Origin of the sequence: Uruburuella testudinis, assembly GCF_022870865.1 — a bacterium.
GTDB lineage: Bacteria > Pseudomonadota > Gammaproteobacteria > Burkholderiales > Neisseriaceae > Neisseria > Neisseria testudinis.
This window is the reverse complement of the sequence record NZ_CP091508.1, coordinates 878021-891715: the sequence shown is the minus strand read 5'-3', so window position 1 is coordinate 891715 and position 13695 is coordinate 878021. Positions and strand designations below refer to the sequence as shown.

General features: G+C 54.6%; 7 protein-coding genes. 6 read left to right on the top strand and 1 reads right to left on the bottom strand.

What is annotated here, in order from left to right:
• Nucleotides 1-514 precede the first annotated feature (514 nt).
• Nucleotides 515-1966 carry an aspartate ammonia-lyase gene (aspA, locus tag LVJ83_RS04005; protein ID WP_244786538.1) on the top strand — a complete coding sequence of 484 codons (1452 nt, stop codon included), beginning with the start codon at nt 515-517 and terminating at the stop codon, nt 1964-1966.
• A gap of 348 nt (nt 1967-2314) precedes the next feature.
• Here aspA and secA read toward each other — a convergent pair whose 3' ends face one another.
• Nucleotides 2315-5071 carry a preprotein translocase subunit SecA gene (gene secA, locus LVJ83_RS04000; RefSeq protein WP_244786536.1) on the bottom strand — a complete coding sequence of 919 codons (2757 nt, stop codon included), beginning with the start codon at nt 5069-5071 and terminating at the stop codon, nt 2315-2317.
• 174 nt (nt 5072-5245) lie between these two features.
• Here secA and LVJ83_RS03995 point away from each other — a divergent pair, with 174 nt between their 5' ends.
• The 5 genes from LVJ83_RS03995 (at nt 5246) to LVJ83_RS03975 (ending at nt 13578) form a co-directional block, all read left to right on the top strand.
• On the top strand, nt 5246-5683 hold the full coding sequence (locus LVJ83_RS03995) for a DciA family protein (RefSeq protein WP_244786534.1): 438 nt from the start codon (nt 5246-5248) through the stop codon (nt 5681-5683).
• A 316-nt stretch (nt 5684-5999) separates the two neighbouring features.
• The gene (azu, locus tag LVJ83_RS03990) at nt 6000-6575 is read left to right on the top strand and encodes an azurin (protein ID WP_244786528.1); all 576 of its coding nucleotides are present in this window, start codon (nt 6000-6002) and stop codon (nt 6573-6575) included.
• Nucleotides 6576-6824: 249 nt separating this feature from the next.
• Nucleotides 6825-7592, top strand: a complete 768-nt coding sequence (locus LVJ83_RS03985; protein WP_244786525.1) for an MOSC domain-containing protein — start codon at nt 6825-6827, stop codon at nt 7590-7592.
• A 615-nt stretch (nt 7593-8207) separates the two neighbouring features.
• Nucleotides 8208-10736 (top strand): TonB-dependent receptor plug domain-containing protein, encoded by a 2529-nt coding sequence (locus tag LVJ83_RS03980; RefSeq protein ID WP_244786523.1) that lies wholly within the window; start codon nt 8208-8210, stop codon nt 10734-10736.
• A gap of 97 nt (nt 10737-10833) precedes the next feature.
• Entirely contained in the window at nt 10834-13578 is a 2745-nt protein-coding gene (locus LVJ83_RS03975; protein ID WP_244786521.1) for a M16 family metallopeptidase, read from the top strand.
• Nucleotides 13579-13695 lie beyond the last annotated feature (117 nt).

Genomic DNA, 13695 nt, shown 5'->3' with positions numbered 1-13695 from the left:
GCTCGCCTGAGCTCGAAGAGGACTGCTTTCGCTAAGGCGCTGAAGCGCCAAGTCAACCAGTCCCGTACGTGTGTACTGTCTTCGGCTCGCCGCCTTGTCAGCTTACTTTTGTGAATGGGCATAACACAAACTGTTAATCTGTCGATATTTTCGCAACAATGATTTCAAGCCCGAAACAGGCTGTTTTCAAATCAGCAGCATGCATTCTAAAGCCTCCGCGGCCGTTTGCCGGCCATCAGCCTGTGGTATTTTTATTCAAAAATTTATTATTTTTTGCATGAAACTATCTTTCTCATTACACCCTGTTCAGACGGCCTTTTTGCCTTTTCATAGCGGTTTCAGCAGATTTTGTATTTGAATTACACAAACCATTGACGCTCAAACAGCAACCGCACGCTTTACCCGCGCTTCTCTAATAAAACAACAAAACCGCACCACCGGCCCTTTTTGATGCGGTTGCCACGCTTGCCGACGGCTGCCTATAATCCGCCACAACTGACTCTCGGAGCATGACATGCACACCCGTACCGAAACCGACCTGCTTGGCGAACGCCAGATTCCCGCCGATGTTTACTGGGGCATCCACACTTTGCGCGCAGTAGAAAATTTTAATATTTCTACCCAAAAAATTTCCGACATTCCCGAGTTGGTACACGGCATGATTATGGTTAAAAAAGCAGCGGCGCTGGCCAACGGCGAGCTGGGTGTGATTCCGGGGCATATCGCCGCCGCCATTGCCGCCGCCTGCGATGAAATCCTGCTGCAAGGCCGCTGTTTGGATCAGTTTCCCTCTGATGTGTATCAAGGCGGCGCGGGCACTTCGGTGAATATGAATACCAATGAAGTGGTGGCTAATCTGGCATTGGAGCTGCTGCACATCGAAAAAGGCCATTACGATGTGGTCAGCCCCATGGATCATGTCAACGCCAGCCAATCCACCAATGATGCCTACCCCACCGGCCTGCGCCTAGGGGCGTTTAACAGCATTATCCGGCTGTTGCAGAAAATAGGCCGTCTGAAACAGGCATTCGAGCATAAAGCGCTTGAATTTCAAGATATTTTAAAAATGGGCCGCACCCAGCTTCAAGATGCAGTGCCGATGACGGTAGGGCAGGAATTTCAGGCTTTTGCCATTTTGCTCGAAGAAGAAATCCGCAACCTTTCGCGCACTGCCGAGCTGATGCTTGAAGTCAACCTCGGCGCCACCGCCATCGGCACCGGAGTCAACACGCCGCCGGGCTATGCCAAACTGGCGGTAGAAAAATTGAGCCTGGTCAGCGGTTTGCCGTGTGTGCCGGCGCCCAATCTGATTGAGGCCACTTCCGATTGCGGCGCTTATGTGATGGTGCACGGCGCGCTCAAATGCACGGCGGTCAAGCTGGCCAAAATATGTAACGACCTGCGCCTGCTCTCTTCCGGCCCGCGCGCAGGTTTGAATGAAATCAATCTGCCCGAAATGCAGGCCGGCTCATCAATCATGCCGGCCAAAGTCAACCCGGTGATTCCCGAAGTGGTCAATCAGGTGTGCTTCAAGATTATCGGCAACGACACCACGGTTACTTTTGCCGCCGATGCCGGACAGCTGCAATTAAACGTGATGGAGCCGGTGATTGCCCAAGCTTTATTTGAAAGCATCACCTTGCTGGGCAATGCCTGTATCAATCTGGAAGAAAAGTGTGTGCGCGGCATTACCGTCAACCGCGAAGTGTGCGAATATTATGTGTTTCATTCCATCGGTTTGGTCACTTACCTCAACCCTTTTATCGGCCACCACAACGGCGATATCGTCGGCAAAATCTGCGCCCAAACCGGCAAAAGCGTGCGCGAAGTGGTGCTGGAGCTGGGTTTGCTCAGCGAAGCCGAGCTGGATGATATTTTGTCGCCGCAAAACCTGATGTATCCGCAATATAAAGCCAAGCGCTTTGCCGACACCGCCCACACAACGTCTGTACAACAGGCCGTCTGAAAACATATTGCTGATTAAGGTCTTGTTTATCGCCCTCGCAAGCTTTCAGACGGCATCATGCCCGTTCATCAAAGCAAGGCCGTCTGAAACTGCACTTTCGCCGTTTTCAGACGGCCTTAACCCATCGGCAAACATTTAACCTGCGCTATTGCTGTGCACGGTAAAATAGGCAGTATGGTAGCGTAAGCGCCGCCCGCGGAAAAACACATATACCCATTCACAAAAACAACCTAACCGCGTTGGCTTATTTGTGTGAATGGGCATACATCTATTTGCGTTTTACTCTATCCGGCAGGCACATAAAAAAGGGTGCACACATGGTGCACCCTTTACAAAGGCCGTCTGAAATCAAGCCAATTTGCCGTGGCATTGCTTGTATTTCAAGCCGCTGCCGCACGGGCATGGGTCGTTGCGGTGCACTACCCGGCCTTTGGCGGCCAGCGTTTCGGGGCTGAAATCGTTGCCGGTGGGATCAAATGCCTCGGTGGCCAATTCATTGCGTGATTCGCCCAACACATCTTCCATGCCCGGCGCACCGGAATGCACGGCTTCCATCATCACCGGCTCTTGCGGCTCGCTGTCGGCCAAAATATCTTCGTTGCGCTCGATTTGCACCGATACCAGCAAAGAGGCCACGTTTTGCTTGATGTTGCTCCACAGGTTTTCAAACATGGCAAAAGCTTCGCGTTTGTATTCCTGCTTGGGGTTTTTCTGAGCATAGCTGCGCAAATGGATACCTTGGCGCAGATAGTCCATTGCCGAAAGGTGTTCGCGCCAATTGCTGTCAATCACTTGCAGCATCACGTTGCGCTCAAAACCGCTCATGGTCTGCTGGCCGACAATTTCGGTTTTCTCGGCATATTCGCGCTCGATTTGCTCAATCAGGCGCTCTTTCACCTCTTGGTTGTCGAGGGTATTGTTTTCTTTCAGCCAGCCGCGGATATCGGCATGCACACGGAATTCGCCGGCCAATTGCGCTTCCAGCGCAGGCAGATCCCATTGCTCCTCCATGCTGTCGGGCGGCATGTGCAAATCGACCAAATCGCCGACCACTTCTTCACGGATGTCTTTGGCCAATCCGCCCACATCCTGATTCATCAGAATATCGTTGCGCTGGTGGTAAATCACTTTGCGCTGCTCGTTGGCCACATCGTCATATTCCAGCACTTGTTTGCGCATGTCGAAGTTGCGGCCTTCCACTTTGCGTTGCGCCCCTTCAATCTGGCGGGTGAGCAGGCCGTGTTCGATGGCAACGCCGCGTTCGGGCGCCAGGCGGTTGAGGATGGCGGCGGCGCGGTCGAGTGCAAACAGGCGCAACAGCGGGTCTTCAAACGAGAGATAAAAGCGGCTCGAGCCGGGGTCGCCCTGGCGGCCTGCACGGCCGCGCAGCTGGTTGTCGATGCGGCGGCTTTCGTGGCGTTCGGTGCCGATGATGTGCAAGCCGCCGGCAGCCAGCACTTTTTCATGCTCGGCTTCCCAGCCGTTTTCCAATTCGGCAATACGAGCGGCTTTTTCTTCGTCGCTCAAGCTTTCATCGGCGCGAATGGCGTTGCTTTGGTGCTGCACATTGCCGCCCAACACAATATCGGTGCCGCGGCCGGCCATATTGGTGGCCACGGTAATCATGCCCGCCTTGCCGGCCTGCGCCACAATCAGCGCCTCACGTTCATGCTCTTTGGCATTCAATACATTGTGCGCCAGGCCTTCCTGATTGAGCAGGCGCGATACCAGCTCGGAATTTTCAATGCTGGTGGTGCCGACCAACACCGGCTGGCCGGCTTCGTGGCAGCGCTTGATGTCGGCCACTACCGCTTCGTATTTTTCTTCGGCGGTGCGGAAAATCTGGTCATTGGCATCTTTGCGCTGCATCGGGCGATTGGTGGGGATAATCACCGTTTCCAGGCCGTAAATGCTTTGGAATTCAAATGCTTCGGTATCGGCCGTACCGGTCATGCCGGCCAGTTTGTCATACAGGCGGAAATAGTTTTGAAAGGTAATCGAGGCCAGCGTTTGGTTTTCACGCTTGATGTCGACACCTTCTTTGGCTTCCACTGCCTGATGCAGGCCTTCCGACCAACGGCGGCCGGCCATCAGGCGGCCGGTAAATTCATCCACAATCACAATTTCGCCGTCTTGAATCACATAATGCTGGTCTTTGTGAAACAGGCTGTGGGCGCGCAAAGCAGCCATCAAGTGATGCATCAGCATAATATTGCCGGTGGAATACAGCGAATCGCCTTCCTGCAACAAACCCATTTGCGTCAAAATGCTTTCGGCATGCTCATGCCCGGCTTCGCTCAACATCACCGTGTGGGCTTTTTCATCCACCCAATAATCGCCCTCGCCCTCTTCGGTTTGCTGCCGCACCAGCTGTGCGGGCACGGTATTCATTACCTGATAAAGCTGCACATTGTCATCGGCCTGGCCGGAAATAATCAGCGGCGTGCGCGCTTCGTCAATCAAAATCGAATCCACTTCATCGACCACGGCAAAAGCCAGCTCGCGCTGCACTTTGTCGTATTGGTCGGTAACCATATTATCGCGCAGGTAATCAAAGCCGAATTCGTTATTGGTGCCGTAGGTGATGTCGGCGTTATAGGCGGTTTGGCGGTAAAACGGCTCCATATCGCTCACAATCACGCCCACACTCAAGCCGAGAAAGTTATACAGCGGCTCCATGATGCCGGCATCGCGGCTGGCCAGATAATCGTTGACCGTAATCACATGTGCGCCGCGCCCGCTCAAAGCATTGAGATATACCGGCAGCGTGCCCACCAATGTTTTACCCTCGCCGGTGCGCATTTCGGCGATTTTGCCGTCGTGCAACACCATGCCGCCGATCAGCTGCACATCAAAATGACGCATGCCCAGCACGCGGCGGCTGGCTTCACGGCATACGGCAAAGGCTTCTTCAAGAATATCGTCGAGCGTGGCGCCCTCGGCCAGGCGCTGTTTGAATTCGGCGGTTTTGGCCTGTAAGGCTTCATCGCTCAAAGCCTGCATTTCCGCTTCGCGGGCATTGATTTTGGCAACGGTTTTACGGTATTGTTTGAGCAGACGGTCGTTACGGCTGCCGAAGACTTTTTTGGCTAGATTGGTAAGCATGAATCGGTTTCCTGCGCCCTGTTAAATTGGCAAATAATGGCCGATTTTAACACAAGCGCTGCGGTTTAAGGGACAATGCCGTCTGATATAACGGCAAGCCCGCCAAATTTCAACATGCCGTCTGAAAATTTGCTGTATCCGCATGCAGATATATGATATTGATTAAGGAACACCATGAACCTGGATCGCCTCGGTGCCCGTAAGATTAGTGCAGCAGACTACAACCACATACAACGCCTGATTGCCCAAGCCAAGCAATGGCGCCGTTTGGATGCCGCCGTTAAAAATCTGCTGCCGCCCAATCTGCGCGACCATGTTCAGACGGCCTGTATTGAAGAAGGCTGCCTGATTCTGCTGACCGCCAACAATATGGCCGCATCGCGCCTGCGCATGATGCTGCCGGCGCTGCTGCCGCAACTGCGCAACCTCAACCCGCACATCACAGACGCGCGCACCAAGCTGGTTCCCAAACCGCCCGCCCCGGTTCGCGAAAACCGCCTACACATGAGCGAAGCCGCACTGGCCGCGTTAAACGACTCCGCCCAGCGTTTGCAACATCATCCCGAATTGGCCGAAGCGCTGCAAAATTTGGTGCGGAAACAACGCAAATAACGCAGACTATAAAATATAAAATCACAGCCGCCCGCATTTCAACCACACAAAAACACCTGTTTACCCACAACAGCCCGCCAACCGGATGGTTCGGCACGCCCCGAACTGCCATATCCGATTATCCGACCGAACTATTTCCCGTTACCGCACACTAATCAAAACGGCTGCTTTATGTGAACACAAGTAAAATCCTGTAGGATATTTGATATAGAACAATATCCGCTTAAAAATTCGGACGCATACTGAAAACGTTTTTTGGCATCGGCTTACCATAACGATTACAGCCAAAACCCCCAACCATTAAAGGAGTATTTGCATGAAAGCTTATTTAGCCCTGATTTCTGCCGCCGCACTCGGCCTGGCCGCCTGCTCGCAAGAGCCTGCCCAACCTGCCGAAACCGCAGCGCCGGCCGCCTCTGCCGAAGCACCGGCTGCATCTGCACCGGCCGCATCTGCACCGGCAACGGCTTCTGAAGCTGCCGCACCGGCTGCCGCTGCCGATGCCGCTTGCTCGACCGTTATCGAATCAGACGATGCCATGAAATTCAACGTATCCGAAATCAACATCAGCAAAGCCTGCCCGCAATTCACCGTTACCCTGAAGCACGTCGGCAAAATGCCGAAAGCTGCTATGGGTCACAACATTGTGATCACCAAAGCTGAAGACACCGATGCCGTTGATAAAGAAGGCGCGGCCGAAGGCGTAGACAAAGACTTCATCAAAACCGACGATCCCCGCGTTATCGCCCACACCAAGCTGATCGGCGGCGGCGAAGAAACGTCTGTGACCATCGACACCAGCAAATTTGCCGCCGGCAACAAATACGAATTCTTCTGCTCGTTCCCCGGCCACATCGCCATGATGCGCGGCAATGTGAACCTGGTAGACTGATAACACCTTATCCGACAAACGGCCTTGCACACGCAGGCCGTTTTATTTTTGACCACCCCGTTTCAGACCCGGCAAACCCCAAAATCTGCCTGCCCATGCAAAAAAACAACCGGCAAAGCGCACCGCACGACAAAGGCCGTCTGAAAATATATACTTAACACATCATGATCATAACTGTTCAGACGGCCTTATCCCCCCACATGATTTGCGTTATGATAAACCGCATCACCGCCATCGGAGAAAACCGCCATGCAGCTCACCGAAATCGTTTACTACCCTGTCAAATCCATGCGCGGCATCAATGCCCAATCCGCCCTTATCCGCCCCGAAGGCATGCCGCACGACCGCGAATGGCTGATTGCCACGCCGGAAGGCATGTTTCTTACCGCACGCAAACTGCCGCAAATGCTGCTTTGGCAAGCCACACCCCATAACGACGGCCTTACCCTCACCGCCCCCGACGGCAGCAGCCGCAGCGTGCACACCGGCGACTTTACCCAAAATGCCGAAGTAGCCGTGTGGAAAGACCGTTTTAACGCCTGCCACGGCAGCCCCGACACCGATACCTGGCTTTCCCAACAACTCGGCACCGCCTGCCGCCTGTATTATCTCGGCCGCCAAAGCCGCCGCCTGCTTTCGTTTTCCCAAACCCTGCTCTCCTTTGCCGACGGTGCCCCCTATCTGCTCACCAGCACCGCCTCCTTAAACGAATTAAACAGCCAACTCGAAACGCCGGTAGAAATGCGCCGCTTCCGGCCTAATTTAGTGATTGACGGCAACAACCCCTATGAAGAAGACCGCTGGCAGCGCATCCGCATCGGCGAAGTCGAATTCGAGCTGTTCAAGCCCTGCACCCGCTGCGTGATGACCACCATAGATCTCGACAACGGCCGCAAACACCCGCATCAAGAGCCGCTTGCCACCCTTGCCGTCACCCGCAACGCCTGCTTCGGCATGAACATGATTGCCCGCAACAGCGGCACCGTTTACCTGAATGATGAAATCACCCTGCTGTAACAAAACGCAATCTCAAAGCCCGGCCTTACCCGCCGCAGCCGCAAAGCCGGATACCCATCCGACCCGCCAATCAAGCCACCGCCCGATTAGATATTGCCGCATTCGTTTGGTATCGCAGCACTCTGCCCCCCGTCCCAGCGGGGGAGGGTTAGGGTGGAGTGAAACCGTGAAGGATTTTATATCTTATGACTTATCTTATCCTGCACTCACATTATTAAACCACTTTGCTTAGAGTGCCCTGACCATTCGTTTATGAGCGGATTTTTGCCTCCTGAAATGCAGATACATTTTTCAGGGGCAAAATACCCGCAAATCGAATAGCCGCCCCCTAAAGGCCGTCTGAATGGACGCTGTGCACACAGCACCATTCAGACGGCCTGTTGTTGCCTTTCGCCAACAAAAAAACAAAAATTATTACGCTTTTATGACAAACTCTAACTTTCCAATTGAATTAACAAAAAATACTTATTATCATTACATCAAATAAAACCACAAATAAATACAAAGTCGTTTTCACGACCAACTAAACCCTCACTCCTTTTCCGCAAACCGAGCCGCTTTCCACAAGCCCGCTTTGCCAATACTGCCAACGCTTCATGACAATAGAGACCCAACATGCAACCCAAAGCGCTTATTCTCGCCTTATTCCCAGTATTTTCAGGTGCCTATGCGGCTGACACAGCAGACACTTCCGACAACACCCGCCAAGTAGAAATGAACGCCCTGGTCGTTACCGCCACCCCGTTTGCCCAAAAAATGGGCACACAGCGGATCACGCAAGAACAAATCCAAAACCGCGTAACCGGCAACGGCACCATTAGCGAATTACTCAAAAACAATCTTAACGTGCAATTTTCCAACACCGACGGCAACTCCAACACACCCGGTGAAATCGCGCCGGAAAACGTATCATTTCATGGTGAAAAATTTTATAACAACAACTGGATGATTGACGGCATGTCGAATAACGACACCGTCAACCCAGGCGCCGACAAAGGAGCCATCGCCACCACCGATCCCGATGGCTCCAGCCCGTTTGATCTACCTGCCGGCGGTACCCAATCGTTTTGGATCAATTCCGACATCATCGACCGTGTCAACGTATACGACAGCAATATTTCTGCCGAATACGGCCAATTTACCGGCGGCGTGATTGATGCGAAACTGATGGATCCGAGCACCGAAAAAGTTTTTGGCAACATTTCCTACCGCACCACCCGCTCCAGCTGGACCAAATACCATATCGACGATGAAGATTTTTTCAAAGCCGAAAGCCTGCTTAACCAACCCAAATTCACCAAACATATTTATTCAGCCAACATCAACCAACCCTTGAGTGAGCGTGCCGCCCTGCTGTTTTCCTACAACCGCACCCAATCGACCATTCCCTATCATCATGCCTATTTGGGGCAATGGGAAAACCAGAAACGCCAGTCAGAAACCTATCTGATTAAAGGCCTTTACAAGCTTGCTGATGGAGACAGACTGAAATTCACCGCCATATATTCACCGCACGAATCCACTTATGTGAAACCCAGCATCCGTAACAGCGCTTATACCAACAACGGTGGCGGTGTGCGTATCAATGGCGAATGGGAGCATTTCTTAGACAATGGCCAGGTTTATACTTATATCGGCTACAAAGAAACCCACAACAAAATCAAACATGCCGGCAGCAATTATTACAACTGGTACAACCCCAACAACGATTTTGACTGGTGTTCCAACCTCAACTGTTCTTTTGCTGCTGAAGGCGGCTACGGCCGATTTGAAACCGGCAATAAAACTTGGACAGCCAAGCAAAACTACCTGCTTGATCCGTTAACCTGGGGCAACAGTCGGCACACATTGGCTTTTGGCTGGCAGGCCGACAAAGCCCGCGCCTCGTACCGTCGTGACCAAAACACCTATGCCTATGGCGGCAACAATGCCAACATCACGCAAGACAGCAACCTTGTTTGCGCCGATGGTGATGATGCCTGTGTAGACGGCAGCTATTACTTCAAACGCCGCACTGCCTATTACGCCAAAAATATTCATGTCAACAATAACCATTATGCCGCCTACATCCAAGACAAAATCGACTGGGGCAAATGGCAGATCACACCCGGCATCCGCATCGATCACGACCAATTCCTGAAAAACACCGACATTGCCCCCCGCTTTACGGCGTCTTACGATATTTTCGGTAACAAAAACACCCAAATTTTCGGCGGCCTCAACCGTTATTATTCTGCCAACATGCTCGCCTACAAGCTGCGCGAGGCCACCGGCGGTCAGGCTATTGAAGTTCGCGCCGACAACAACAGTGCTTGGGAAGAAGGCACCGAAACCAGCAGCAACGCCCGCCGTTATCTGCATCGTGACGGCCTCAAAACGCCCTATAGCGATGAAATCAATCTCGGCCTGCAACAACGCTGGGGCGACAGCCTTTGGACGGCCAAGTGGGTGCAGCGCCACGGCAAAAAACAGTTTGGCCGCAACAGCGTCACCGTTGACGGCACCGCCTACCGCGTACTCAACAACGAAGGATTCAGCCAAAGCAATACCTTTACTTTCGAAGGCGAATTGATGCGTCCGTGGCAGTTGAAATATGCACATCTGCGTATTAAAGGCGGCTTCAATATTTCACGCACAAAATCCAATTCCGACACCTACGAAGATTCGCTCAGCGATGACGTGCTTGACGACAAAATTATCGTGAACGGCCAGCTGCGCGGCATCAACGACAGACCAGAAACCGAATACAGTACACCTTGGCGCCTGTTTGCCGACATTACCACCCACTTTCCCAAGTTAAACCTTACCTGGACCAACAGTCTCAACTATACGGCCGGCTATACCACATGGGACAGCACCAGCGTCAATTGCGCCACCGACAACAACCCCGCTTGCGGCAGCTACACCGGTTCTGCTACAGAATACACCAAGCAGAAATTTGCCAACGCATTCACGCTCGACTGGCATTTCGGTTACGATCTACCGATGGGGCGCGGCAAAAAGCTGACCCTGAATGCCGATATTCATAATGTTCTCGACCGTGTGATTAAAACCAAGAAAAGCAGCTCAACCGGCGGCAACAGCAGCAATGTCACCTACAAACTCGGCCGCCAATACTGGCTCGGCGCACGCTACAGCTGGTAAACACCGCCACCATTTTTCAGACGGCCTCAATATACTGCCCAAGGCCGTCTGAAAGCTTTTCGCCCAAACCAAGATGCTTCACAAGAAAGCCTGCTTCATGACCCCCTACACCCTCCTGCCCCTGGCCGCCCTTGTTGCGGCCGCGCCCGCGTTTGCCGCCAACAGCTACAGCGAAGGCCGTCTGAACAACGGCCTGCATTATGTCTTACTGAATACACCTGCCGAGCCGGGCCGTCTTGAAATCCGCCTACAGGTCAATGCGGGCGCCAGCGATGAAAACACCGGCGAAACAGGCGCAGCGCACATGGTCGAACACATGGTTTACCGCGCCGCACCCGGCTATCCGCAAGGCATCGGCACAACGCTGATGAACAACAGCTGGCAACGCGGCCGCCATTTCAACGCCATGACCAATTACGAACGCACGCTCTATATGTTCAGCCCGCCCAAAGGCACACACCAGGCAGAGGAAACCTTGCAAGCGCTGGCCGCCATGCTCGATCAGCCTGATTTTACCGCCGCCGACTGGCAAAAAGAGCAGCAGATTATTCTGGCCGAATGGCGCAACGGCAGAGGCGTCAACGAGCGCATGAACCGCCAGCGCACCGCCGCCATCCGCAGCGGCAGCCGTCAGGCGCGCTACGGCATCATCGGCACCCCCGAAAGCATCAGCGGCATGAATGTTGCCGCCCTGCAAGCCTTCCACCAACGCTGGTACCGCCCCGGCAATATGCAGCTGCTGGTTGCCGGCGATCTCAAAAATACCGACATCGTGCCGCTGCTACAACGCACCTTAGGCCGTCTGAAACCTGCGCCCATACCCCAACGCGGCGCAGATTATTACGAACCGGTACTGCAATCGGGCTGGCACACCGCGCAACTGCAAGACCGCGACAGCGGCGGCAGCCATGTGGCCGTGATTTTCCGCCTTGACGACAGCCCCAGTCGCGATAACCACAGCCGCGAAGGCGCCCGCGCACGCCTCATCGACCGCTACGCCGCCCACATCATCAGCCGCCGTTTGAAAAACGAACAAAGCCGGCTGGGCGCAGGCATCAGCAACATCACCCTGCGCAAAGCCGACATCGGCCGCCACACCGTCGCCATCGGCCTGTTTGCCTCCGTTGCCCCCGACCGCCACGCACAAGGCCTCAGCCGCCTGCTGCAACTGCGCCAGCAAATGCTCGACCACCCCGTTACCGATGCCGAAATCTCGGCCTACACCCAAACCATGCGCGGCGTGGTTGCCCGTGCCGCCGCCAAAACCCGCCTGCCGGAGCCGTTTGGCGACATCATCCGCAGCGTCGGCGACAACTTTTTCGCCGGCAAACCCATCCGCACCCAAGCTGAAAACGCCGCCATCGTCGGCCCGATGCTCGACAGCATCAGCGCCGGCGAAGTGCAGGCACGCATAGCACAATGGCTCAATGCCGACGACAAACTGGTGCAATATCAAGCACCCTCACTTACCCCGATCACCCTCGCCGAGCCTGCCGCCATCGCCGCCGAAGCCGAACGCACCGCCCAAGCCGGCACCCCCGCGCCGCTGCCGGAAGCCCAAGCCGGCCAAGGCACATTTGCCGCCCATGCCAAACCCGGCACAATCACCGCCGAACACACCGACAAACAACACCGCGTGACCTACTGGCAGTTAAGCAACGGCGACCGCGTAGTGTGGCTGAAATCAGCGCAGGCCGGCGACAGCACTTATTTTGCCAGCCGCGCCGAAAACGGCTATCTCAACCCCGAGCTCAACCCGTGGCTGAGCCAGCTCGCCACCCAAATCGTGTGGCAGTCGGCTCCGCAAGGCTGGAACAGCCTGCAATTGGACAGCTGGCGCAAACAGCAGAAAACCTTTCTGAGCCAAAACCTGCAAGACAATCATTGGCAAATCAGCGGCCATGCACGCGGCGCCGCCGACTTGCTCCGGCTTTACCACGCCTACCAAACCACCCCGCAAATCGGTGAAGACTACCGCGAACCGCTGCTGCAAATGATGCGCCAACTGGCCGTTCGCGAAAACGGCGGCCGGGCCCAGCAAGCGCAAGCCGCCACCGATTTGCGCTTCGGCCATCAAGCTTATGCACAGCCCACACAAGAAGATTTGGCCGCCATCGAGCCGGACGACTTATTGCAACAATTCGAGCAGCTCAGCCACACACCGGCGGTGCATTATCTGGTCAGCAACCAACGCAAAAGCCGTCTGAAACCGCTGGTGGCGCGCTATCTGGCCTCCATCGAGCGCCAGCCGCACGCCGCAGACATCCGCCCTTATGCCGCCCTGCCCGGCGCCGCAGCACAACATCTGGCCGCCGGCACCGAGCAGCGCAGCGATGTGAACGCTTGGTCGTGGACGGCGCAGCCGTGGCAGCCCGAAACCGCCGCCCGCACCACGCTGTTGGCCAATATCGCCGCGCAACACCTGAAAGCCGAATTGCGCGACAAAGCATTAGGCGTATACAGCCTGCGCTTTGAAAGCAGCCTGAATGAAAAACTCGGCCGCATCGAAAGCCATTTGCAATTTGCCGGCGAACCCGCCCGCGCCGATGCCTTGTGGCAAAGCGCCGAACACGTGCTGCAAACCCTGCCCGACAGGCTCACCCAGGCCGAAATCAACGCCCAGGCCGCCCAATTTGCCAAAGCCGAAACCGCACGCCTCAAGTCGCCCGAAACTCTGCTCAACCGCCTGATGCTGAGCGAGCGCCACTACGGCGACGCCCGCTATTTAAGCAGCATGCAGCAGCTTTCAGACGGCATCACCCTAGAGAATATGCGCGACACCGCCCGCCTGCTGTGGCAGCCGGCCAACCGCAAAGTGCTGGTGATTGATCCGCAACCCTAACCGGCTGCCCGCCATGAAATATGATTATATTGCATTTCAAATTGTTGAAAATAATAGATTTTTAAAATTAAAATTTTAATGTTTCATTACCGTGTTCATCAGGCCGTCTGAAACCCG

Excerpts from the sequence above, each read along its gene's own strand:
- LVJ83_RS03975 (WP_244786521.1), top strand. The coding sequence starts at position 10,834 with ATGACCCCCTACACCCTCCTGCCCCTGGCCGCCCTTGTTGCGGCCGCG.
- LVJ83_RS03985 (WP_244786525.1), top strand. The coding sequence starts at position 6,825 with ATGCAGCTCACCGAAATCGTTTACTACCCTGTCAAATCCATGCGCGGC.
- aspA (WP_244786538.1), top strand. The coding sequence starts at position 515 with ATGCACACCCGTACCGAAACCGACCTGCTTGGCGAACGCCAGATTCCC.
- LVJ83_RS03995 (WP_244786534.1), top strand. The coding sequence starts at position 5,246 with ATGAACCTGGATCGCCTCGGTGCCCGTAAGATTAGTGCAGCAGACTAC.
- azu (WP_244786528.1), top strand. The coding sequence starts at position 6,000 with ATGAAAGCTTATTTAGCCCTGATTTCTGCCGCCGCACTCGGCCTGGCC.
- LVJ83_RS03980 (WP_244786523.1), top strand. The coding sequence starts at position 8,208 with ATGCAACCCAAAGCGCTTATTCTCGCCTTATTCCCAGTATTTTCAGGT.
- secA (WP_244786536.1), bottom strand. The coding sequence starts at position 5,071 with ATGCTTACCAATCTAGCCAAAAAAGTCTTCGGCAGCCGTAACGACCGT.